Origin of the sequence: Dokdonella aquatica (genome assembly GCF_051987395.1) — a bacterium.
Taxonomy (GTDB): Bacteria; Pseudomonadota; Gammaproteobacteria; order Xanthomonadales; family Rhodanobacteraceae; genus Dokdonella.
In genome coordinates, this window is record NZ_CP197094.1 from 248,582 (window position 1) to 271,148 (window position 22,567).

The following is a 22,567-nucleotide window of genomic DNA, read 5'->3' on the forward strand; positions in this document are numbered from 1 at the left end:
AGGCCCCGTCACGAGCCGATGCGACATCCGCGTGCCGCCTTGCGCCCTTGCGTGGAAAGGGTCGCATGCTGCGGCCGCCTCGTGAGCACGTGCATGCTTCGTCGTGATCGTTTCGCCGCCGTCGTCCTTGCCGCATGCGGCTTCGCCGGCTGCTCGTCCTCCGCGCCCAGCGAACCGCCCGGCACGGCATTCATCACGCCGGCTGCGGCGTCGTTCGACATGCCGGAGAGGACGACCGACATCGCTCGTGGCTCGTCCCGCACGTCCGCATCGCGGCGACGCCTCGTCCCGTCCGGCATCCTCGACGCGACCGGCTTCGAGCAGCCGATGGTCGCGACGACGCTGTTCGCGCCGCACGGCTGGCTCGCACGCGGCGGCGTGTTCTGGGGCCGCGAGTTCCTGTGCACGAACGGCTACGCGTTCGACTGGTCGGCGACCTCGCCCGACGGTTCGATGATGATCGGCGTACTGCCGCAGCAGCGCTGGGAAGCCAACACCTACGGCGCCGCCGCGACGACGCCCGGCTGCGCGCTCGCGCCGTACACGAGCGCACGCGCTCTTCTCGCCGCGACGTTGCGGCAGCGCTTCCCCGGCGCGCGCGAACTCGACTTCCGTGCACGCCCCGACATCGCCCGCAGCCTCGCGCACCACGAGCAGTCGCAGCCGACGCCGATGGGCGGCATCCGCACCCGGGTCGATGCCGGTGAGCTGCTGTTCGCGTTCGACGACCGCGGCCGCGCTATGCGCGGCACGCTGTCGGTCGCGGTGATCCTGAGCGTCATGCGCACCGACACCGGCATGGGCACGACGATGGAAGCGCTGAGCGCGAATGCCTTGCCGATGTTCGCGGTGGTCGCGCCGGACGGCGCCCTCGACTTCGCGTTCTTCGAGGCGATCCGCCGCTCGATCACGCCCAACCCCGCATGGGAACAGCGCGTCGCCCGCCACGACCGTGCGATCGCGAAGGTCGCGCTCGACGAGAGCCGCCGACAGTCCGACGCGCTGCTGGCCACGAACGCCTGGGTGTCGCGACTGCTGCAGGACACCTGGAACACCGCGGGCGCGAGCGCCGACCGCCGCGCGCGCGAATTCGGCGAAGCCTTGCGCGGCGTGCAGGGCTACGCCGATGCCGATGCGCCGGGCGGCCGCGTGGACCTTTCGGCGACCTATGGCCACGCCTGGCGCCTCGACGACGGCAGCTACGTGCTCACCGACGACGCCGGCTTCGATCCCTGGCGCGACCTGCAGGTCGCCGGACGCGCCCTGCAACCGCTGCGCTGACCTTCATCGGAGATGCCCATGTCACGTGTTCCTGCCCTCGCCTTGCATGCCTCGATCGCGCTCGCCACGATCATCGTGTCGCCCCTGCATGCCCAGGACCGCTTCGGTGCGGCCCCGGGCACCTATGCACCACCTCAAGGCCAGCCTGCAGGTCCACCGCCATACCCGCCGGCATCACCCGGATCGCAGCCGGGCATGCCACCGCCGGGAGATTCGCGCGGCGGCTTCGCACCCGCACCGGCAACGCCCGGTGCGCCGGGCATCGATCTCGATGCGCTCATGGCGATCGAACGCCAGGACCACGGTGTCGCGCCGACGCCGCAATTGCACGCGGGTGCGATGCACGGCCCGACGCCGTCGTCGATTCCGGGTGGCCAGATCGTCACGACGAAAGGCGTGCTCGCGCTGCTCGCCGACCGTTCGCTCGGCGCCGTCGTCTTCGACGTACTCGGCAGCGGCGAGACCTTGCCCGGTGCGATTCCCGCCGTGCCCGCAAGCCAGGCCGGCAGCTTCGAGGACGGCACGCAGCAGCAGTTCGGTCAGTTCCTTGAAAAGGTCACGCAAGGGCGCCGCGACGTGCCGCTGGTGTTCTACTGCGCCTCGCCGCAATGCTGGATGTCGTACAACGCCTCGCTGCGCGCGATCCGGCTCGGCTACACGAACGTGATGTGGTACCGCGGCGGCCTCGAGGCCTGGCGCATGGCCGGACAGATGCCGCAACGCGCGGCCGGCTACGGCACGCCGATGCGCTGACGGCGCACGGCGTCGAACGGACGGCACGGTCGACGCCGTCGCGCCGCACCGTGGCGGCTCGAAGATGGGTGGCACGCGCGCCGCGGGCGATCTGCGCGGCGCGCGCATCGCCGCGTCCTGCGATGAAGCGTTGCGGCACCCCGCGGGCGTCCGGACGCGTTAGGCTTCGGCCATGAACAACCTCCCGCCCGACACACGTGACCCGCTGCATCCCCTGATCGTCGGCTTCGAGATGCCGCCCGCGGACGCGGGCTCCGGACTCATGAGCGCCTTGTTCGACATCGCCCCCTCGCGGGCCTGGTCCACCGCGCTCGCGGCGCTGCGGCGGGACTTCGCGCAGTTGCACGGACTCGACGACGTGCGCCTCGTCGGCGACCACCTCGTGCTCTCGGGGCCCGTCGCGACCTTGCGCGCGCTGCCCTCCTACGTGCGCGCGCTGGTGCACCGCGTGTCGCGGCGCTGCATGGACGAGCGCGTCACGCGCCTCCTCTCGCTCGACGGCCAGGCGGCTCCCGTTGCGGGTGCCGCTCCGGAATATGCCGGGGTCGCTCGCGAGATCGAGGCGGTGGGTCGCATCGCCGGCCTTGCCACGCTGCTCGAAGCCGTCACGCGCGCGACCGGCATGCGCTTCGCCGCGATCGCCCGCGTGACCGACACGCGCTGGACCGCGTGCGCGGTCTACGACCTCGTCGACTTCGGCCTGCAGCCCGGTCAGGACCTCGTGCTCGAAACCACGATCTGCAACGAGATCCGCCAGCACGGTCATCTCGTGCAGTTCGACGACGCGCGTACGGATGCACGTTTCGCGACGCACCGCACGCCGGCGATGTACGGCTTCGCGAGCTACATCTCGCTGCCGATCCTGCGCGACGACGGTTCGTTCTTCGGCACCTTGTGCGCGCTCGATCCCGAACCCTCGCGCCTCGACGACGCGACGATGCGCACGCTCGAGATGTTCGCGCGCGCGATCGGGCGCGAACTCGAAGCCGAACTCGCGCGCGGCTGAGTCGCTCGTCCGCTCGCACCCGGGCGGCACGCACGCGTCCAGACACGCGGTGCCGTCCGGACGGGCGTCACGGCTCGACGAACACCATGTCGCCGTACTCCCATGCCCACGGCGTGCCGGTCTCGCCGAGCACGAAGCGCACGAGCGCCGGGAACGCGGCCTCGGCACGCACGTCGTTGGCGAGGATGACCACGCAGCGCCGCCCGCGCTCGAGGCAGACCAGCGTGTTGCCGGTCGAATCGTTGTGGCCGCCCTTCATGAAGCCGCGTCCCTGCGGGCCGTCGAACACGATGACGCCGAGTCCCGCGGCGAGGTCCGCGCGGCGTCGAGCAGGCGGCACCTCGTCCTGCAGCGACGGAAACTGGCTCGCCGTGGTGATCGCGAGCTGCGGCGCGGCGAGCGCCTTGTGCGACGCAGGCGAGAGCCCGTCGCCGCGCACGAGGCCCGCCGTGAACGCGGCGATGTCGGCGATTGTGGTGTCCATCGAACCGGCCGCGCGCACGCGCGAGCGCTGGTCGTGCGGCTCGGCGCCGCCGTCGGCACGCCAGCCGTCGGCGAGGTTGCGCGCGAAATCCTCGCGCCAGGTCATCGAGGTGGTGCGCATGCCGAAGCGGTCGAACACGCGCCGCTGCATCTCGTCACCGAGAGCGAGGCCACGCCCGCGCTCGATCACGAACTGCAGCAGGATCAGACCCTCGCCCGAGTATGCGTAGCGCGTGCCCGGATCGAAGTGCATGCGCAGCTTGCCGTCGGGCTCGTTGAACGCGAAGTTCGCGAATCCGGAGGCGTGGGACAGCAGCGTGCGCGGTGTCAGCGCGCGCCAGCGCGGTTCGTCGGCGAGGTCGTCCCATGGACCGTAGCCGGGGATGCGACCGTAGTCGGGCAACGGCTTGGCGAGGTCCTTCGCGATCGGGCGATCGAGCGCGAGCACCTTCTCGTCGACGAGCTGCAGCACCGTGTACGCGAACACGGTCTTGGTCAGCGACGCGCCGTACATGACCGTATCGGTGCGCAGCGGCTCGCCACGTGCGTTGCGCTCGCCGTAGGCGCGCACGTCGCGCACGCGGCCGTCGTCGACCGTCGCGATCGCGAGCCCGCGCGCGCCGGTCGCGGCCATCGCACGCGCGGCCATCGCGTCGAGTGCGGCCGTCCCGGGCATGGTGGACGCGACGGATGGCGCGGCGATCGCGAACGAGGACGTCGTCGCTCCCGCAAGGGCACATGCCACGAGAAAGGCACGCACCGCGTGCGGCGACGTGCAGGAGGAGGTGGATCGCATCACGGCATGCTCCGGCTCGGGGAATGCCCGTGATGACGCGCGACGGCAACGAACCTTACATGCCATCGCACCGCCGGACGCATGCAACGGATTCCGCCATGGTCGTGGCGACGCAAGGCTGGAAGTCGATAGCCTGGGGTCAGGTTCATTCTCCCGGCGCATCGCCGCAGCGTGGGGTCAGGTTCATTTTCCCGGCGCATCGCCGCCTGCTCGTGCGCGACGCGTCGCGGGAAAATGAACCTGACCCCATGTCGTCGGACCCATATCGTCACCAGTACGCCGGAGCACGAGTCGCGTTTGGCCAAGGGCATTCGCCAACGCACCGCTCCCTGACGATGCAGAGCGCGGGACGCAAAGTGCCCTCCGATGGGCAGGAAGCCGTGCAGCGGGTTCGGCTCGCGACACCGGGTTATGGCGGAATGGGGTCAGGTTCATTTTCCCGGCGTGCCGACGGCTGCTGATCCGAAATGCCTCACGGGAAAATGAACCTGACCCCACGTCGTGCCATGTCGTGACCGCGGGTCGGCGCGCGTCGAACCTGTTCCCGACGGACGACGCCGGCGGCTCGATGTAAGGTTCGACATCCCCACGCGTCATGGCGTACGAAATCCCGTGGAGCCCTCGATGCGATGCCCGTTTCCTATCCTCCGGCGTTTCTCGCGCGGACGACAGCCGTGACTGATGGCCTCGACGCGTCCGGTTCGCCCGATGCCCTCGCGCGCCTCTACGGCGATCTCGTGTTCCGCGCCGCGTATCGCGTGCTCGGCGAGGCCGACGGCGCAGAGGACGTACAGCAGGACGTGTTCCTGCGTCTCGTCGAGCAGCCGCCGCGCGACGTCGCCTCGTGGCCGGCGTTCCTGACCGCCGCGGCGGTGCGTACCGCGATCGACCGGCGACGCCGCCGCCAGCGCTGGCAAAGGCTGCTGCCGTCGTGGCTGGCCCAGGCACCCGCCGCCTCTGCCTCGGCCGAACAGGCCGGCCTCGACGAGGAGCGTGCACGACGCCTGCGCAGCGCGCTCGGACATCTGTCGGCGCGCGAGGCGCAGTGCTTCAGCCTGCGCTACTTCGAAAGCATGCCGGTCGCCGACATCGCACGTGTGCTCGGCGCCAACGCGAACAGCGTCAACGTCGCGCTGCACCGCGCACGCCAGCGCCTCGAAGCCCTGCTCGGCGACACCACTCCGGAGGACCGGCCATGAGCGACCACGACGAGCTGTCCGTCCCGCTCGCACGCGCCGTCGACACAGCGTGCGACGTCCCCGCCGACGCGACCACGCGCGCGTCGCAGCGTCTGCACGCACGCCTCGCCGCGGCTCCGCGGCGCGCGCCACGCCTGCGTCTCGCCGCCGCCTTCGCGACCGCGGCGGCCGCACTTGTCGTGGTGGTTGCGGGCTTGCTGCCCGTCGCGAACGACGGCGTCGCCTTCGCCGCCGTGCAGGCGCATTTCCGCACGTTCCGCACCTTGCGCATGGATGTCACGACCTCGGTCGACGACCGCGTCGTGCAGGCCACGCACACGTTCGTCGATGCCTACGGCGCGACACGCACCGACATCGGCACCCAGCTCAGCGTCGTCGTCGATCCCGAGCGCGGCCGCGTGCTCATGCTGATGCACGAGGCACGCGAGGCGAGCGTCACGTCGATCCCGCGTGGCGTGCGCCCCACGGCGAGCGGCGAGCCCGACTGGCTCGAGGAACTGCGCACGTTCAAGGGCCGCGCGACCCCGCTCGCCGAGGCGCGCACGATCGACGGCGTCACCGCGCAGGGCTGGACGTTCGAAGCCCGTGGCACGCAGGTGACGCTGTGGGCCGATGCCTCGGGCCTGCCGCTCGCGATGGAGCTTCCCGGCCCCGGCAGCGTGCGCATCGACATGCGATTCACGTTCGATGTCGAACCGCGCGCAGGACTCTTCGATACGGAACCGCCCGCCGATTACACGCTCGCGCCGGTCGACGAGGACTGAGCACGCGCGTCACCACGGCACCACGCGCACGCCATCGCCGCCGAACGCGACGCGCGTGTCGAGACCGATGGCATCCAGGAACGCCTCGTCGTGCGAGACCACGACGAGCGCGCCGCGCCACGTGCGCAGCACATGCTCGAGCGCGAGCGCCGACGGCAGGTCGAGATGGTGGGTCGGCTCGTCGAGCAGCAGCAGTCCCGGCGCCGGTGCCGCGTAGAGCAGGCCCGCGAGCGCGGTCTTGAGGCGTTCGCCACCGCTGAGCCGGCCCGCCGGAACATCGACCGCTCCGCGTGGCAGGCCGAGCAGCGCGAGCTTCGTGCGCGCCTCGGCCTGCGTCGTCGCGGGATTCGCCGCGAGCAGATGGTCGAGCGGCGACATGTGCGGATCGAGCACGCCGAGCCGCTGGTCGAGCCGGGCGACCGGCACGTTCACGGCGCACACGCCGTCCAGCGGTTCCAGCCTGCCCGCGAGCACGCCGAGCAGGGTCGACTTGCCGCTGCCGTTCGGACCCGTCACGCCGATGCGCTGCGCACCGCCGATCACGAGATCGATCGCGCGGTGCGTGGCGACGCCGTGGGGTAGAACGGCACCTTCGAGCCGTGCGACCACGCGGCGCGCCGCGGCCTCGGCCACCGGCGCGAACAACGCGACCGGCACGTCGTCGTCGACGCGCGCGGCGGCTTCCGCCACCGCGGCCTCGAGAGCGACATGGCGCTGTGCATGCTCTCGCTCTCGCCGTCCTGCACTCGCCTCGCTGCGCTGGCGCTGCCCGCCGAGCAGGATCGGCGCCTGGTTGGCGTCACGTGCCTCGCGGGCACCACGCGTGCTGCGGCGCGCGGCGCGCTCGCGCTGCTCGTGCAGGGCCGCGACACCGCGCCGGCGCTCGAGCTTCGCCTGGTCGAGCTCGGCGACGGCCTGCTCGCGCTGCGCGCCCTGCCATGCGGCGTAGGCCGCGCAGTCACCGTCATGGTCGTGCACACCCGACGACGATACGGCGAGGATGCGGCGCATCGATCCGAGCAGCTCGCGATCGTGACTCACGACGACGAGGGCGCGCGTCCACGCCTGCAGGCGTTCGAGCCAGCGCACACGCTGCACGCGGTCCAGGTGATGCGTCGGCTCGTCGAGCACGAGCAGGTCGGCGTCGGCGAGCCATGCGCCCGCGAGCGCGACGCGCACGCATTCGCCGCCGCTCAGCGTCGCGGCGGGACGCTCGAGCGTGAACGCAGGCACGTCGAACGCATCGAGCACCTCGGCGAAGCGCTCGTGCAGGTCCCAGCGATCGCCGACGATGTCGAAATCGGCAGGGTCGACACTGCCAGCGGCGATGCGCGCGAGCGCGTCGACGACGCCACGCAGGCCGGCGAGATCGGCGACCGTCGCACCGGGTGTCGGCGCGACGTGCTGCGGCACGTAGTGCACGCGACCGCCACGCTCGACATGGCCGAGCGTCGGCGCGATCTCGCCGGCGAGCAGGCGCGCGAGCACGCTCTTGCCGACGCCGTTGCGGCCGACGATGCCGGTCGGGCGCGCGTCGAGGAGGAGATCGATCGGGGGAAACAGGCACCTGCCGTCAGGCAAGGTGAACGACGCGCCGTGCAGCGCGAACGAAAGTGACGTCATGCGGGACTCCAATGAAGCCGGAACGGATCCACCGCCGTGGCGGGGGATGGCGTGCGGGCCGTCGCAAGCGACGGCGGCTTCAGTGGCGCATCGGACGAACACCTCAGGAGCGTAACGAAGGCGCGCATCATACCGCTGCGCGCCGGGGGATGAGCACGTCCCGGCCATGGCCGGGACGTGCAGGTCTCACGCGATCACGCGGCCATCGTCGCGCAGTCGATCACGAATCGGTACTTCACGTCGCTCTTGACCATGCGGTCGTAGGCCGCGTCGATCTCCTGTGCGCGGATCATCTCGATGTCGGCGACGACGCCATGCTCGGCGCAGAAATCGAGCATCTCCTGGGTCTCGGCGAGGCCGCCGATCAGCGAGCCCGCGATCGAGCGGCGCTTGAAGATCAGGTTGCCGACGCTCGGCGACGGATGCGGATGCTCCGGCACGCCGACCAGCACGAGGGTGCCTTCGCGCTTGAGCAGTCCGGTGAACGCATCGAGCGAGTGACTCGCCGCGACCGTGTCGAGGATGAAATCGAAGCTGTTGGTGTGCGCGCGCATTTCCGAGGCCTCGCGCGACACGACCACCTCGTCGGCGCCGAGCGCGAGGGCGTCCTTGCGCTTGCTCTCGGAGGTCGTGAACGCGACCACGTGCGCGCCGAGCGCGTGCGCGATCTTCACGCCCATGTGGCCGAGGCCGCCGATGCCGACGATGCCGACCTTCGAGCCCGGGCCGACCTTCCAGTGGCGCAGCGGCGAGTACGTCGTGATGCCGGCGCACAGCAACGGCGCGACCGCGGCGAGCTGGTCCTGCGGGTGATTGATCTTGAGCACGAAGTGCTCGTCGACGACGATGCCCTGCGCGTAGCCGCCGAGGGTGTGGCCCGGCGCGTCATGCGTCGGGCCGTTGTAGGTGCCGACGAAGCCGCCTTCGCAGTACTGCTCGAGGCCTTCGCCGCAGGACGGGCACGTGCGGCAGCTGTCGACGAGGCAGCCGACGCCGACCGTGTCGCCGACCTTGAAGCGCGTCACCTCGGCGCCGACCGCGCTGACGTGGCCGACGATCTCGTGGCCCGGCACGCACGGGTATTGCGTGCCGCCCCACTCGGAGCGTGCGGTATGCAGGTCGGAATGGCAGACGCCGCAATAGGCGATGTCGATCTGCACGTCGCGCGGACCGGGCGCGCGGCGCGCGATGTCCATCGGTTCGAAATGCGCGTCGGCGGCACGGGTACCGAAGGCTCGTGTGGTCATGGGATCACTCCTGGCTCAAGGGGGAAAGACGGGCACCGATCACGCGGACCGTGCGTGCGCGGCATCACGGGGCGATCGCGTCGCGGGCGTGGATCCCGCGGTACGCGACCGCGGCGGACAGCCGCCGGCGGGACCACCAGTGTGACCCAGCCACGGCCTGCGGATAAACCCGGGGCGCGCGCATGGACTTGTTATCGCGGCTCATCAAACCCGTTTGGCAACGCGCCGCGAAGACGTGGCGGCTGACGCTGTTTCCCTTCTCCCTCCGGGAGAAGAGCCTGCCCCGTACCCCGATATGGGGTGGCCAACAGGGCCGGATGAGGGTCCGGGATCGCGACGATGATCGGGTCTGGTCTCGATCCCGCACCTTCTCCCCAACCCCTCTCCCGGAGGGAGAGGGGCTCAAGCGCAACGTCACTGCAGGAGGACGCATCGAGCCTGTTCGGTCGCGCGACACCGAACGCCGGGAAACACCAGGCGACAGCCCGGCTGACGGCGCGACGCAGTCTGCGGATGTTCCCCAGACATCAGTGTGAGGCTCTCGGATGACACGACGCACTCCACATCCTCCTGTGCTGGTCCATGGCGCGATCCTGCCCTACGCTCGCGCTCCCACGACGGACACGCAGGGACCGCATGACCACCACAGGAGCGCCGGCAAGCCCCGACAACCTGTTCGACGCGATCACGCGCTGCGACCTCGGTGCGCTCGACGACCTGCTCGCGGCAGGCGCGGATGCTGACGAGATCGACCTGCACGGACATCAGTCCACGCCGCTCGCGTGGGCCTGCGCGCACGGCGACGAGGGTGCCGTGCGCGCCCTGCTCGCGGCCGGTGCACGCCCCGACACGGCCGCCAGCGCGCCGCCGCTCGTCGAGGCGGCCACGCACGGATTCGTCGACCTGGTCGTGCTGCTCCTCGAGGCCGGTGCCGATGTCGACGACGCCGACGATTCGGGTGCGACGGCGTTGTGGATCGCCGCGGCTTCCGGCTTCGCCGACATCGCACGCAAGCTCGTCGAGGCCGGTGCGGACCGCACACTGGCCGACCTCGACGGCGTGACACCGGCCGACGCCGCGCGCGCCGCGGAACATGCGCAGCTCGCCGCGTGGCTCGACGATCCGGCCTCCGTGCCGGCACGCAGCCCGGTATGGCGCGAAGGCCGTGACGCTGCACGCGCCACAGCCGAGGCGCGCCGCCTGCAGGTGATCGACGCCGCGATGGGCACGCCGGCCGCCGCAGCCGAGCCCGAGTGGACGTTCTCGGGCGGCATCGCGAAGAGCGCCTGGGTTACCCAGGACTTCCCGAGCGTCGCCGCGTCCGGAAACGTCGCCCTCGTCACGCGCATGCTCGACGCCGGCCTCGCTCCGGACTGGACCATGGCCGATGGTGGCGCGAGCGCCCTGATGCTGGCCGCACGCAGCGGCGAACGCGAGACGGTCGACGTGCTGCTCGCGCGAGGTGCCGACGCCAATCACCGCAACGCGCAAGGCCTCACGGCCTTGCACATGGCCCTGTTCAAGCCGTCCGCGCGACTGCATGGACCCGTCGTCGCGAGCCTGCTCGCCGCGGGTGCCGATCCCGATGCCGTCGATGGCGAAGGCCAGCGCCCGCTGCAGCGCGCGTTCGTGCACGGCATGGTCGAGATCGCCACGGCCTTGATCGATGCAGGCGCGGATCCGTTCCGCGCCGACCGTGCCGGCCGCACGCCCGCGGACTGGATACCGATCGAAGGCCGCAAGGCCGCGGCATTTCGCACGCTGCTCGAGGCAGCACGCGCAGTGCGATGAGTCTTCACCATCGCCGAAGCCGCGCCGAGATGACACGCTGCACATCCCATCCCCGCACAAGGAACGTGACATGCACCGCCATTCCCTGATCCGCGCGATCCTGTCGATCGCCCTGCTCGCCGGCACGGCTGCACATGCTGCCGACGCAACACCCGCCGCGCCGCAGGACAACACCGCACTCGCGGCCCTGCATGCCGCCGACCAGGAGGAGCGCAAGGCGCTGTTCCAGAAGCTGCCCGCCGAGCGTCAGGCGGCGATGGCGCAGATGGCGCGCCACGACGCGGAACGCCTGCGCGAGGTACGCCGCATGCTGCGCGACGGCGGGATCCGCACGGCGGCCGACCACTGGCGCGCGGCGTTCGTGTTCCAGCATGGCGAGGCCGACGACGACATCCGCCTCGCGTTCTCGCTCGGCATGATCGCCGCGACGCTCGCGCCCGAGCGCAAGGATTACCGCTGGATCGCCGCCGCAGCCTGGGATCGCCTGCTCGTGCGGCGCGGCCAGCCGCAGTGGTACGGCACGCAGTTCACGATGGATGCCGCGACCGGCAGGCAGGTCCAGTCGCCGATCGCCGAAGGCGCCGTCAGCGACGACGACCGGCAGGCCTTCAACGTACCGACGCTCGCCGAAAGCGCGCGCATGCTCGAGCAGATCAACGCGCCGCGCGATCCCTGAGGGCGGCGGTCGTCGGCACGAGCGCGCCATGGAATGCGCTCACGGGTCGTCGAACGTGCCGATGAACAACATGTCCGTCAGCATGACACGTCGACGATGTCATCCTCGGCGCCGAACGCCATCTCCATTGCGACCCTGACCAACGCGGGATAGGCGAACCAGTATTGCCTGCGCTCGGTGTCTCGCACGAAAGCCTCGCCGTAGTCCTCCGCGAACATCCGTCTTTCCACCGGCCGCAGACGCTCGCGGTCCGCGGCCAGCAGCGCGCGCCGGTGCCGCGTCATCAAGGCACGAAACCCTCCGAGCGTGGTGATGCCGAACCGCGCGAGTTCCGGCACGAGCTCGTCGAACGATGCCGTGCCGTAGGCGTTGCACTTCGGGAACACGCGGCGCATCACGCGATGCATGACCTCGCCGGACAAGGGCTGAGCATCGATCCTGCTGCGCGCCGGGACGTTCCTCATGACGATCTCCTTTCCATCGGGCACGACACGTCCCTCCGTGTGTCGAACGACACGGCGGCAGACCGTCAGCGATCCGCCATCACCAGGCAGTCCGTGCCCTCGAAGATCTCCGCGAGCGCGGTCTTCAAGGCCTCGTGCCGGGCTGGCGTCAGCGTGAAGTGGATCGTGATCTGGTCGATGCCGAGGGCTTCGGCGCCCTTTTCCGTGAGGCGGACGACCGCGCTCGTCGCGCCGAGTTCGAACGTGGCCACGCCACCGTAGGTCGATGCGCCCTGGTCGCACCACTCGATGTCGTAGGTGTCCATGCCGAGCCTGACGTCCTGCTCGTCGAACTCGAATGCGCGCTGGAACATCAGGTAGTTCGTCGGCGTGTACTCGTGGTCGGCGAAGCCGACGAAGTAGAACTCGTCGTCGGGCAGTTCGAGGACGACCGCCTTGGCCGTGAACGTGTGTGCTTCCATGTCGGATCAATCTGGATAGGACGCCCGTCGCGACGCCATGGACAGGATGCAATGCCTTCACGGCGAAGCCAAGAGATCGACCATGGCGCGTGCCATGCACATCCCGCAGTGAAAGCGTGACGGGCACGCGATACGAAACCCGTCACGCGATCATCGGCGCAGCGACCGCACACCCGCGTCGCACAACGACCACAGGCGCGCCAGCCGGCTTCAGCCCGGCGCTTCTGCGAGCCCGATGGATGCGAGAGCGGTGCGGCGACGCTTACGACTTCGGCACACCGCTCCACGATTTGCTCACGATCATCCACTGGCCGTCGATCTTCGACAGCGCGAGGTAGTCGAGCCCCTTCCAACCGGGATAGTCCAGCATCACCTTCACGACCGCCGCGTCTCCGTCCACATCGACGATCGCGTAGCTGCGCTTGCGCAGCGCCTCGTCGTCGGCAGGCTTGCCGGTGAATCCTTTCGCCCATTCTTCTGCCGTCTGTGTGACCACCTGCTTCCTGCCGGCTGAGTAACCGACGACCGTCCCATCCTTCCTGAGCACCTCGAAGACGAGACGTGGATCGCCGGATTCGAATCCACGCATCATCTTCTTCATGACGAGGTCCACCGCGTCACGATCACTGCCTTGTGCCATGACCGAGGCCGGAAGCAGCAGGAGGGTGACCGCCAGCACGAAGGAGCGCATCGACATGACCATGGTCAGGACTCCTTCGGCGTGAGCGTGCCGGTCCACGACTTGCTGATGATCTTCCACGTGTCATCCGTCTTCAGGAGCACGACGTAGTCGATGCCCCGCCATCCGGGATAGTCGAGCATCACCTTGACGGCCGCGAAGTTCTCGGCCACGTCGATGATCTCGTAGCGGCGTTTGCGCAAGGCTTCATCCGCCGCGGGCTTGCCGTTGAAGCCTTCGGCGAACTGTTCCCCCGTCCGCATGAGCAGCTCGCTGCCTCTGGCAGGCGAGTAGCCGATCATGACGCCGTCCTTGCGGAACACTTCTTTCGCCATCGCGTTGTCGGCCGTGATGTAGGCGCGCATGAAGGTCTGCATGACGCGGTCCACCGCCTCGCGATCACCGCCCTGGGCGAAGGCGGCAGCGGGAGCGAGGACGAACAGGGCACCGGCGATGACGAGGGATCGGATCGATGTTTCCATGGGTTTTCCTTGGTGGTGTTGAGGGCATGACGGGAACGGCGTGACGCCGTCGGGCGTCCGAGCAATCAGCCTTTCGAGGCGGGCTGGGTCGAGGGTCGAGCCGCACGCGCCCGAAGCACGGCGACGACGGCCTCGGCGACGGGCGTCGCGGAGGCGTAGTTCTGCCCCGTCACCACGCGGCCATCGACTTCGATGTGGGGCTCGTAGCCGTTCACGACGTGGAACGAGCCGCCACGGATCTCGACCGTCTTGCGGATCAGGAACGGGAACTGCCTGAAGTAGTCGGCGTCCTGCTCTTCGTGCTCTTCGGGATAGCCGCTGATGCGCTTGCCCGCGACGAGGTACCGGCCGCTGGCGAGCTTGAGGTTCACGATGCCCGCGGTGCCGTGGCAGACCGCCGAGACCACACCGCCGTTGCGCTCGTAGACCTGCATGGCGATGTCCTGCAGGAACGGATGCTCCGGCACGCCGTACATCGCGTTGCTGCCGCCGACGTAGTAGACGGCGAGGTATCGGCGCGGATCGATCTGCTCGGGCCGGGCCGTGTTGCGCAGCCCGGTCATGATGCGGGCGTCCTCGAGGCGTGGGCGCGTGTCCTTGTCGACATAGGCATCGAGGATCGGCACGTCACCGCCGTCGGGCGAGACGAAGTCGACCGCGTAACCCGCGGCATGGAACGTGTCCCAGGCGTTCACGACTTCGCCGAAGCTCACGCTGGCCGGAATCGTGGAGGTCCCGTGGACCTTGCTGCTGGCCACGATGAAGAGGATGCGATCGGGAACGCCGCTGGCCGGTGGCGCCGCGGAGGTCGTCGCCGCGGTTGCGACGGCGGCGATGCGTGTGGCGGGCGCCTGGCTCGACGGATGGTCGGCGACCACACCTTCGGCCGCATGGGCGCCCGGAATGACCTGCAGCCAGATGGACAGTGCGACGACGAGCAGGGATCGGATGACGCGGGATATCGGCATGGGCACGTGCTCCTGATGGGGAGCCCGGACACTATGCGATCCGTTTCAGATCAATGCATTGCCATCGATTTCAGGAGTGCTGGAACGCGTTTCAGGAGTCGCCCGCGGCCGCGCGGAACGCCGCCGGGGTACTCCCCTCCCACTTCCTGAAGGCGCTGTGGAAGGTCGACATCGACTGGAAGCCGGCTTCCTCGGCGACGTGCTCGAGCGGCTTCTCGGGCGACTGCCGCAGGAGCGTCTTCGCGTCGCGTACGCGCAACTGCGCGAGGTACTGCTTGAACGAGGTCTGGTTGTTGTCGTTGAGCAACTGGGACAGTCTCGCCTGCGGCATGCCGAGCCGGCGGGCGAGGCGCGGCAGCGTCAGCGCCGGATCCCGGTGCAGGCGCTCACGCGCCATCAGGTCGGCCAGGGCTTCGAGCTGCGTGACAGCCTCGGACTCGGGAATGCGCCGATCCTGATACGGCTCGATCGGCGCCTGCCCCGCGCGCAGGCGCAGGTAGACCAGCACACTCGCGGCGAGGACGAAGGTGAACGACAGCGCGCCGACGATGTAGGAGGTGTAGCCGGCCGTGTAGTACGCCGTCCAGATGATCCAGACACCGGCCAGCGAGCCTGGCAGCAACGGCCCGGAAGGCGTACCGCGATGCCGTGCGCGATGCAGGTACAACAGCGCCGACGCAAGCACGAGATAGCCCAGCCACGCGTAGTTGATGCCCGGCGTGATGACCCATCGCCATAGCGCGACGTTGTCGACATACGGAACGAGCACGTTCACGGCCACCGCGAGGCCCAGCACCACGGCGATATGCCAGCGGTCGATTTTTCCCGGACCCGAGGTATCGCCCTGGCTCGATCGCACGAGGAAGAACAGGCAGGGCCCGATCAGGAAACACGCGGTCAGGCCCAGCTGCAGCACGACCAGCGGAATGTCCGGCCAGAAGTGGAACGCCACGGACTTGCCCGTGCGCAGCCCGACCGCCAAGACCAGCAGCGCCAGCCAGCGCTGCGTGGGCTTGCCCTTCGCCGTCCACCAGAGGAACGACGCCAGGCCGATGCCATTGAAGGCACCGAGCATGGCGAAGAAGAACAGGAAGTGCTGGCTCAGCATGATCGGGGCATCGGAACGACGTGCCTTTCGGCGAGGTTATGAGGCAGCGCGGGACGGCGATGCACGGCGGGGAAGAGTACGTGGGACAACACGCCGGCATCACGACACCCGGCGCATCCCGCCCAGGGCATGCGAGGCTATGCGTCGTGCACCGCCCTCCCGACGATCATGTTCCCGAGAGGGGCTCACCGTGACCGCGCCGTGAGCGCCCGCGTTCCCTCGCCTTGGCCAAGCCTCGCCCGCCGGCTGATCGACCGGACACGTCGTTGCATGCGCAAGGGTATCGCATGCGCAACCGCCACGAATGGCGCCTCAAACTTCACCGGCAGAGGAGGGATACGATGTACGGAAAGCGTTTCGCCCTCCCCGTCGTCGAGGACCGCACCAACGTTGCCGACGCGCGCGTGCAGCCGCCCTGCGAAACCCTGCCGTTTCCCTCCCGTCCGGGAGAAAAGCCTTACCTGTGCTCCGACAAGCGGTGACCCGAAGGGCCGGACGAGGGCCTGGCCTCGCGCCGAGCCGTCCGCAAGCCAGCCTAGGGCTGCGCCGGGATCACGCTCTCGATCCACGCCTTGTAATGGCTCAGGCGCACGTTGCAGCTGATCTGGCCGTAGCGACCGAACCGGGTCCTGTCGCTGCCTTGGGCCGCCGTCCACGCCGTCAGTCCCGCCAGCCTCCATTCCTCGCCAACCTGCACGAGCACGGGCCCGCCGCTGTCACCGCTTCCAGAAGCGCCCTCGAGCGGCAGGCCTTCCGGTGGCGCATCGAACACATAGCAGAACCACCGCTCGTGCGCGCTCGTGACCGTGTTGTAGGCGTGTCGAAGCTCGGTGCAATGCGGGCTGTCGAGGCCAAATCCCTTCTTACCCGTACCGGTCGCGCCCTTGCCGATGATGCGCACGGTCTGGCCGAACACGTCGTCACCGCCGTGGAGCGTGGCGGGCACGACGTCCGTGACCGGTTGCGCGAGCTTCACGAGCGCGATGTCGTCCGTGGACGAGATCCGCGCGACGAACAGCGTCCAGTCCCACGTGGCCATCGCACGGTCGGTCAACTGCTGCGGCGGCTTGCTGTAGCCGGGATGCAGGACGATGCGTTCGACCTCCCTGGGCGTGCCGGCCAGCGTCACCTGCTTCACCTCGGATTGCCACGTGACCGTATGCGCCGCCGTGACGATCCATTGCGGCGCGATCAGCACGCCGTGCCCTTCGCCCGGCATGTCGGCGAGAGCGGGAAAAGCCGAAGCCTCGATGCGGTACGTCGCATCGTCGATGTCGTCGCGGATGACGATGGCCTGAGCGCTGGAGCATGCGCCCAGCAGGGCGAGCAGAAGAATACGTTTCATGGGCGATTCCTTTCGTGAAGCGTCAGGCGGCGCGAGTTTCAGGTGGCGCCACGGCGGGAGCCGGCACCGCGACCAAGGTTGACGGCATCGCATCGAGCACCGCGCGTGACGCGATGCTGCGGGACATGCCATGGCGCCGCTTCGCCGATCACTCTTTCGGCTTGTCGGCCTGAAGCTTGACGTTGATCAGCTCGTAGAAGGGAGACGACGGGGGCGCAGGATAACGCCTGCCCACCATCTGCTCCTCGTAACATGCAAGCGCCTCGTGGCGAGGCATCACGAGGAACTCCGAGACCGTGCCGTCCGCAGCGATGACGACGACGGCATGAAACGCCTTGATGCCTTGTTCCTTCGCAAGCCCGGAGCATGCCTTGGCCACGTCCTTCCAGAAGGTGTTGTGGACCGCGATCAGTTCGCGCTCGTAGGACTTGCCCGGCTCGACCTTGACGAGCGCGAGGTGCTCGTTGGCGATCCGCGACCATCGATCTTCGTACGACTCGTCGGCCGCCATGACAGCGTGTGAAGCGACGAGAGCCAGGAGCAGCAAGGAACGCGACATCGATGTCCTCCTTGAGAGCGGTGCGATGCAGGGTTTGCGACGTTGTAGCGAGGTACCGGAGCGGCGACAAGCCGGGCGGGCCATCGATCGCCAGGATATGCAGGTGGTCATGCGCAACCTGACACGGCTGCTGTGGAACTACTTTGGGGCGGGCAACGCATTCAGATTGTCCATGTCCGAGACGATCAACCAAGGTCCGCCGGGTTCGCGGCGCAACGTGAGCGTGAACTTGCCGACATCGCCGGGTGCGTCGCCGAACCCGTAGGCCCCGATGATGGAGCCGACCGTGTCGCCTGCGGAGAACGCGAGCGCGCGCAGCCGCAAGATTGCGCCGCCCTGTCCCTCGTAGGCCGCCTGGATGGCCGCGCGCCCGCGCACCGGAGGGCGATGGCCTTGCAGCACGAAGCCGTCTTCCGCAAACAGCGCGGCAAGGGCCTTGGCGTCACCTGCGCGCCACCCGCGCTCGTAGTCGCGCAGCACGCGACCCAGTTCCGGCGGTAGCACCACGCCGGGAAGCTCGGCGGGTTGCACGGCTTTCGGAATAGCCCGTGCGACCGATGGCGGCGACGGCGCGGACATCGTGTCCTCGATCCATGCCATGTAGTGGCTCAACCGGACGTTGCAGGTGACCTGCTCGTAACGACCGTAGCGCGCCTTGAGCACGTGGCCGTGCACGACCTTCCACGAGGCGAGTCCCGCCAGCTGCCATCGATCGCCGACCTCGACGAGCACGGGGCCGCCACTGTCGCCGTTGCCGAGCGCGCCTTCGAGCGGCAGTGCCGAGGGCGGCTCATCGAACCGATAGCAGATCCAGCGATCGTAGGCGCTCGTGATGGCGTTGTAGGCGCGGCGAAGCGCGGTCCGATGCGAATCGCCGAGGGCGTATCCGTCGGCACCATTGCCGGTGGCGCCCTTGCCGACGAGCTCGACAACCTGGCCGGGCTTGACGCTGTCCTTGTGGAGCGTAACGGGTGCGATGTCCGTCACCGGCCTGGCCAGGCGGATCAGCGCGATGTCGTCGGAGGTACCGAGGAACACCGCCAGCAGCATCGCTTCGCCGGTCGCCATCGCCGGCTCGATCAGTTCCTTCGGCAGCGTGCGATAACCGGGATGGACCACGACGCGCTCGACGTCGACATCACGCCCGTTGATCGACACCGTCGCGAGTCGCGCGTGCTCTGGAATGGTATGTGCGGCCGTGATGACCCACTGCGGTGCGATCAGTACGCCGTGCCCCGCACCGGGCATGTCGACGAGCGCCGGAAAGTCGGAGGCGGGAATCCGGTACTTCGCGTCATCGACGTCGTGCCGGATGACGAGGGCGCTGGCCTGGGTCGACCACACGAGGACGAGGATGAGAAGCAGGATGCGTGGCATGCGGACTTCCGTGGAATCGATGCCCGGACCGGCCCGGTCCGCGACGTGGGCCGGATGAGGCGTCAGGCGGTCGCGGCCGAAGCGTGGACGAGCCGGGCGGGCAAGAGTGGCATCCCGATGCGCCACGACGCCAGACGCCGGCGTGTCAGCGCCACACGCACCACGTCACGCCGGCAGATTCGACCGTATCCGCTCGACGGTTTTGGACAGATCTATCGCAGGCACGCGAACGCGTTCGCGACGCCGCGCGTCGTCGCCCGCGTCATGCACGGTTCCTCGTTCACGCCCCGCGCCGTCGAACGTGGCGAGCTGAGGCGGACCGATCCCCCAGTCGCTGCCCTTCTGCCGCGGCACCACGTGGAAGTGGAAGTGCGGCGTCTCCTGCCCGCTGTAGACCCCGTTGTTCTGGAACGTGAGGATGCCGAGCGGCCGGTACGTCGCGACGAGCGCGTGAGCGACCCTTCTGGCCGCGGTCATGACCTCGGCACACTCCTCGGCCGTCAGATCGAGCAGCAGCGCGACATGCCGACGCGTGATCACGCAGCACTGGCCCGTCTCGAACTGCCACGGGTTGATCACGGTCAGCGTGTGCTCGCCTTCGTCGATGATCTTCCAGGGCTCGTCACGCGCGGCCACGCAGAGGTCGCAGGGGTCTCGTACGGGGAGTTCGATCATTCACCCTCTCCTGCCTGCACGTGGCCTGCACGGCCGACACGCGCGTTGCGGCGCGCAGGAGAACGGCGACGAAACGCCTGCCGCGCGAGCGCCCCCGCGCAAAGGCCATCGATCTCCATCATCGCGCGATGCTCTTGTAGATACCCGGATACATGTCCGAGTGCATCATCTCCACGTCGCCATTCATGCCCACGACCAGGGTCCTGTAGGCACCGCCGGAAGGGCGGCCCGCAGCCGTATCGAAGAAGACCATGTAATAGAAGCCCATGTACTTGATGCCCCGCGCCTCCGCCTGCAGCGTGCCCTTGCGCGTCGCCAGCAGGTTGGCTTCCGATCCTGCAAGCGAATCCATGATGTCGTTCTGAAGCACGGGCAGATCGGCCGGATGCCCCGCCGTGGTGTATCCGTTCCGCCTCACGAAAGTCTCGGCGAGCTCGATCGCAACGCGATCGGACGTCGTCAGGGGAAGCTGCGAATAGACCAGATCGAACGAGATGGAAGAGCCAAAGTAGATGCCCGGAAGGGCGGTCGCCACGGCCGCGACCACGAAGATGATCGAGACCCATGTCCGCCGCCGGCGGCGACGCATCAGACGATTCGCCGTCGCGATCGCGAGCACCAGCGCCACGGCCGAGCCGAGCAGCATGAGCACCAGTGTCGCGTTCTCGATCGTCGCCAACGACTCATCGGGCAGCCCGAGAGACATCACGAAGCGCGGCCAGTGGAAGAAGCCCAGCACCGCGCCCAGCGACACCATCAGTGTCACGATGAAGAGGACACCGACGCCACGAGTCGAGGCGACGGCCGTATCGGGCGACACTCCGGACTGACTTGGCATGGCCCTGCCCCTCCCTTCGCTCCACGCCGCTGCCAGCGGCAAGGCCGATGAATCGTCTACTTGTCCTTGATGACGGTGCCATGCTCGAGCGCAAGGCGCCAGACACCGTCGCGACGAATCCACACCGTGGAGTAGCGCTCATGGAACGAGAACTCGTCATCGGACACGCGAGCGCGCCCCGTGAAGCGGCCTGTCAGGATGGCCGTGTCGCCGTAGATCCTTACCGAGACCTCGTCACTTTTCCCCTCGAGGACATCGACGGCACCGGACGCCAAGGACTGGATCTGCCGGGCCTTGTCGCGAACGACGCCACCGGGACCGATGTAGGTGAACTCGGGAAGATACAAGGCATCGAGCACGGACGTATCCGCTGCCACGATCGCCCGTTCGTAGCTGCTGTTGGCCTCGAGAAGATCCTTCTCAGAGTCACCGTCCGATGCAAGTACGTTGGCGAGAGGCGCCAGGAGGACGAGCAGCACGCATGTGTGCCAATGCTTCATACGATACCTGTGCCGGCAGGAATACTCGCAACATTCAGGTCGGTTGACTACCAAACCGAAGTAACTACCGCGTCGGCTTGAATGAATTGTTAGCCATCAAGCTGGCTTTTGTCTGAGTCCAACTCAATCAGGAGATCCCTAATCTCAGTGCGATTTGAAGCTGAACCTGTTTGGCTCATCTGGGCAAGCTCTTCCACTAGCCTGACGAGTTTTTCGGCACGGGTTCCTGGCTGTGGAGACCAAGCGGTAGCGCACTTTCCGCGGTACCTGAATATGTATGTGGTTCCATCTAGACCCAAGGCAGGGTCTGCATCTGCGATCTCTATCTCACTGCCAAGGACTAGAACGATGTGCTTCCCAAGTTCCGTATTTATAGGAAGAGGTTGAGATAGCTCAAAAGTAGGTCGCGCTTCTTGCTCTCTATTTGGATAAGCCGATGAACCATTAGGCGGAGGAGGTGGTGGTGGATAATTGAACCCCAACTCTCCCGTATAGCTACGCATGGACGTCTCGGAGATCCGGATTCCAATTGAAGTGGAAAATGACGGAATAATTTCTACCCCAACTTCATTGGCGCCTAATGGGAGAGGTTCAACATCCGGCGGATAGAAGTCGCCTTTACATGGCACTAGGCGAGCCTTGTAAAGAGCCATCTTCTCTGATCGGACCTTGTTTAAGCGATCCTTCCTTTGATCTAGCTTATCGGTGACGATCGAGAACGCCACAAATAGCCCCAGTAAGAGGACAGCAGGGGCGGTCATGAATAGCACGCGCTTCATTCTGAATCTGGAATACGGCATTGCTTGGTCTTGATGGCTAACGCTTGAATTAAGCCGCGCCGAGAGGCGGCGCCGGCTTGAATGAATTGTTAGGCATCATTTGCACCTACCTGTGACCAACGTACCTCAAGACTTGACCACTCCCCCGGCTCGGCTTGGCAATCTGCTGCGCGGCAGAACTCCGCACGGACGGTTGCCACAGGCGCCAATGATCCGACAGGAGTGAGATCAAACAAATCTACTGCATCATCTGAGCCGTGGATGTCCAGCATCCTGGACTTGAAGGTGTGTGGTTTTCCGCCAAAGAGCGCCACCCCTTCTCTAGGGCCATCGTAGAAGTCGATCAGCTCAATGACTTTCTCAAAACCGTCCATGACGCCTAACTAGATGTATGCCGGAGAAATCCGGGCTATCCCCCGCATCATCCGAGCGCCCGCACGGTGCGTCAAGCAGATTCGCCTTTCGGAACATGATCTTGCGCATCGCCCACCTCAACGTCCTGTGGTCCGTCTCCGCGGATATCCAATGGAAAGCGGTGATATCCGGATATCTCCCGATCCGAGCGGGCCATCCCGCAGGCGTGGCGGGCACGGCATCGCGATGTGGCTGGGGCTCGTCGACGCCCGCGACAGCATGACAGGTCGCTGCCCCAGCGGTGACGCGATCTTCTCGCCCCGCGCATCGCTGATAGGCCCCACCCCATCGCATCGCTT

Annotated in this window: 26 protein-coding genes and 1 pseudogene; 8 read left to right on the plus strand and 19 right to left on the minus strand. The window is 67.8% G+C overall.

Annotated elements, in window-relative coordinates; all coding sequences use genetic code 11:
- Positions 1-8: 8 nt before the first annotated feature.
- Complete coding sequence (locus ACQQ2N_RS00990) at positions 9-242, minus strand: hypothetical protein (RefSeq protein WP_440223803.1); 234 nt, start codon at positions 240-242, stop codon at positions 9-11.
- On the opposite strand from ACQQ2N_RS00990, the gene ACQQ2N_RS00995 reads away from it, so the two are divergent.
- The 3 genes from ACQQ2N_RS00995 (at position 220) to ACQQ2N_RS01005 (ending at position 3,040) form a co-directional block, all read left to right on the plus strand.
- Positions 220-1,281 carry a hypothetical protein gene (locus ACQQ2N_RS00995; RefSeq protein WP_440223804.1) on the plus strand — a complete coding sequence of 354 codons (1,062 nt, stop codon included), beginning with the start codon at positions 220-222 and terminating at the stop codon, positions 1,279-1,281. The genes ACQQ2N_RS00990 and ACQQ2N_RS00995 overlap by 23 nt on opposite strands.
- An 18-nt stretch (positions 1,282-1,299) precedes the next feature.
- Positions 1,300-2,034 carry a rhodanese-like domain-containing protein gene (locus tag ACQQ2N_RS01000; RefSeq protein WP_440223805.1) on the plus strand — a complete coding sequence of 245 codons (735 nt, stop codon included), beginning with the start codon at positions 1,300-1,302 and terminating at the stop codon, positions 2,032-2,034.
- 172 nt (positions 2,035-2,206) lie between these two features.
- The gene (locus ACQQ2N_RS01005; protein WP_440223806.1) at positions 2,207-3,040 is read left to right on the plus strand and encodes a GAF domain-containing protein; all 834 of its coding nucleotides are present in this window, start codon (positions 2,207-2,209) and stop codon (positions 3,038-3,040) included.
- A 67-nt stretch (positions 3,041-3,107) separates the two neighbouring features.
- On the opposite strand, the gene ACQQ2N_RS01010 is transcribed toward ACQQ2N_RS01005, so the two are convergent.
- Positions 3,108-4,199: a serine hydrolase domain-containing protein gene (locus ACQQ2N_RS01010; protein ID WP_440223807.1), complete on the minus strand. Its 1,092-nt coding sequence runs from the start codon at positions 4,197-4,199 to the stop codon at positions 3,108-3,110.
- Between the two features lie 794 nt (positions 4,200-4,993).
- On the opposite strand from ACQQ2N_RS01010, the gene ACQQ2N_RS01015 reads away from it, so the two are divergent.
- Positions 4,994-5,518, plus strand: coding sequence for an RNA polymerase sigma factor (locus ACQQ2N_RS01015; protein WP_440223808.1), 525 nt, complete (start codon positions 4,994-4,996; stop codon positions 5,516-5,518).
- Complete coding sequence (locus ACQQ2N_RS01020; protein ID WP_440223809.1) at positions 5,515-6,282, plus strand: hypothetical protein; 768 nt, start codon at positions 5,515-5,517, stop codon at positions 6,280-6,282. The genes ACQQ2N_RS01015 and ACQQ2N_RS01020 overlap by 4 nt, the downstream gene beginning before the upstream one ends.
- 9 nt (positions 6,283-6,291) lie before the next feature.
- Here ACQQ2N_RS01020 and ACQQ2N_RS01025 read toward each other — a convergent pair whose 3' ends face one another.
- Both ACQQ2N_RS01025 and ACQQ2N_RS01030 read right to left on the minus strand, forming a co-directional pair.
- The gene (locus tag ACQQ2N_RS01025; RefSeq protein WP_440223811.1) at positions 6,292-7,905 is read right to left on the minus strand and encodes an ATP-binding cassette domain-containing protein; all 1,614 of its coding nucleotides are present in this window, start codon (positions 7,903-7,905) and stop codon (positions 6,292-6,294) included.
- A gap of 194 nt (positions 7,906-8,099) precedes the next feature.
- On the minus strand, positions 8,100-9,152 hold the full coding sequence (locus ACQQ2N_RS01030) for an NAD(P)-dependent alcohol dehydrogenase (protein WP_440223812.1): 1,053 nt from the start codon (positions 9,150-9,152) through the stop codon (positions 8,100-8,102).
- 636 nt (positions 9,153-9,788) lie between these two features.
- Between ACQQ2N_RS01030 and ACQQ2N_RS01035 the strand changes: the two genes are divergently transcribed.
- Positions 9,789-10,943 (plus strand): ankyrin repeat domain-containing protein, encoded by a 1,155-nt coding sequence (locus ACQQ2N_RS01035; RefSeq protein WP_440223813.1) that lies wholly within the window; start codon positions 9,789-9,791, stop codon positions 10,941-10,943.
- 70 nt (positions 10,944-11,013) lie between these two features.
- Positions 11,014-11,619, plus strand: coding sequence for a DUF6624 domain-containing protein (locus ACQQ2N_RS01040; RefSeq protein WP_440223814.1), 606 nt, complete (start codon positions 11,014-11,016; stop codon positions 11,617-11,619).
- A gap of 77 nt (positions 11,620-11,696) precedes the next feature.
- Here ACQQ2N_RS01040 and ACQQ2N_RS01045 read toward each other — a convergent pair whose 3' ends face one another.
- The 6 genes from ACQQ2N_RS01045 to ACQQ2N_RS01070 form a co-directional block, all read right to left on the minus strand.
- On the minus strand, positions 11,697-12,083 hold the full coding sequence (locus tag ACQQ2N_RS01045) for a hypothetical protein (protein ID WP_440223815.1): 387 nt from the start codon (positions 12,081-12,083) through the stop codon (positions 11,697-11,699).
- A 65-nt stretch (positions 12,084-12,148) separates the two neighbouring features.
- Positions 12,149-12,544: an Imm10 family immunity protein gene (locus ACQQ2N_RS01050; RefSeq protein WP_440223817.1), complete on the minus strand. Its 396-nt coding sequence runs from the start codon at positions 12,542-12,544 to the stop codon at positions 12,149-12,151.
- 262 nt (positions 12,545-12,806) lie between these two features.
- On the minus strand, positions 12,807-13,247 hold the full coding sequence (locus ACQQ2N_RS01055; protein WP_440223818.1) for a nuclear transport factor 2 family protein: 441 nt from the start codon (positions 13,245-13,247) through the stop codon (positions 12,807-12,809).
- Between the two features lie 2 nt (positions 13,248-13,249).
- Entirely contained in the window at positions 13,250-13,705 is a 456-nt protein-coding gene (locus tag ACQQ2N_RS01060) for a nuclear transport factor 2 family protein (protein WP_440223819.1), read from the minus strand.
- Between the two features lie 65 nt (positions 13,706-13,770).
- On the minus strand, positions 13,771-14,673 hold the full coding sequence (locus ACQQ2N_RS01065) for a type 1 glutamine amidotransferase domain-containing protein (RefSeq protein WP_440223820.1): 903 nt from the start codon (positions 14,671-14,673) through the stop codon (positions 13,771-13,773).
- Positions 14,674-14,764: 91 nt separating this feature from the next.
- Complete coding sequence (locus ACQQ2N_RS01070; RefSeq protein WP_440223821.1) at positions 14,765-15,748, minus strand: helix-turn-helix domain-containing protein; 984 nt, start codon at positions 15,746-15,748, stop codon at positions 14,765-14,767.
- Between the two features lie 320 nt (positions 15,749-16,068).
- Between ACQQ2N_RS01070 and ACQQ2N_RS01075 the strand changes: the two genes are divergently transcribed.
- Positions 16,069-16,263, plus strand: coding sequence for a hypothetical protein (locus tag ACQQ2N_RS01075; RefSeq protein ID WP_440223822.1), 195 nt, complete (start codon positions 16,069-16,071; stop codon positions 16,261-16,263).
- A 53-nt stretch (positions 16,264-16,316) separates the two neighbouring features.
- On the opposite strand, the gene ACQQ2N_RS01080 is transcribed toward ACQQ2N_RS01075, so the two are convergent.
- The 9 genes and pseudogenes from ACQQ2N_RS01080 to ACQQ2N_RS01120 form a co-directional block, all read right to left on the minus strand.
- Positions 16,317-17,126 (minus strand): trypsin-like serine protease, encoded by an 810-nt coding sequence (locus tag ACQQ2N_RS01080; RefSeq protein ID WP_440223823.1) that lies wholly within the window; start codon positions 17,124-17,126, stop codon positions 16,317-16,319.
- Positions 17,127-17,274: 148 nt separating this feature from the next.
- Positions 17,275-17,685 carry a hypothetical protein gene (locus ACQQ2N_RS01085; RefSeq protein WP_440223824.1) on the minus strand — a complete coding sequence of 137 codons (411 nt, stop codon included), beginning with the start codon at positions 17,683-17,685 and terminating at the stop codon, positions 17,275-17,277.
- Positions 17,686-17,823: 138 nt separating this feature from the next.
- Complete coding sequence (locus ACQQ2N_RS01090) at positions 17,824-18,264, minus strand: YybH family protein (protein ID WP_440225692.1); 441 nt, start codon at positions 18,262-18,264, stop codon at positions 17,824-17,826.
- Positions 18,265-18,369: 105 nt separating this feature from the next.
- A pseudogene (locus ACQQ2N_RS01095) lies at positions 18,370-19,062 on the minus strand (trypsin-like serine protease); the annotation flags it as partial.
- 165 nt (positions 19,063-19,227) lie between these two features.
- Entirely contained in the window at positions 19,228-19,737 is a 510-nt protein-coding gene (locus tag ACQQ2N_RS01100) for an HIT family protein (protein ID WP_440223825.1), read from the minus strand.
- Positions 19,738-19,855: 118 nt separating this feature from the next.
- Positions 19,856-20,575, minus strand: coding sequence for a hypothetical protein (locus tag ACQQ2N_RS01105; RefSeq protein WP_440223826.1), 720 nt, complete (start codon positions 20,573-20,575; stop codon positions 19,856-19,858).
- 56 nt (positions 20,576-20,631) lie between these two features.
- Positions 20,632-21,054, minus strand: a complete 423-nt coding sequence (locus tag ACQQ2N_RS01110; RefSeq protein ID WP_440223827.1) for a nuclear transport factor 2 family protein — start codon at positions 21,052-21,054, stop codon at positions 20,632-20,634.
- Between the two features lie 110 nt (positions 21,055-21,164).
- Positions 21,165-21,836 (minus strand): hypothetical protein, encoded by a 672-nt coding sequence (locus tag ACQQ2N_RS01115; protein ID WP_440223828.1) that lies wholly within the window; start codon positions 21,834-21,836, stop codon positions 21,165-21,167.
- Between the two features lie 107 nt (positions 21,837-21,943).
- Positions 21,944-22,228, minus strand: a complete 285-nt coding sequence (locus ACQQ2N_RS01120; RefSeq protein WP_440223829.1) for a hypothetical protein — start codon at positions 22,226-22,228, stop codon at positions 21,944-21,946.
- Positions 22,229-22,567 lie beyond the last annotated feature (339 nt).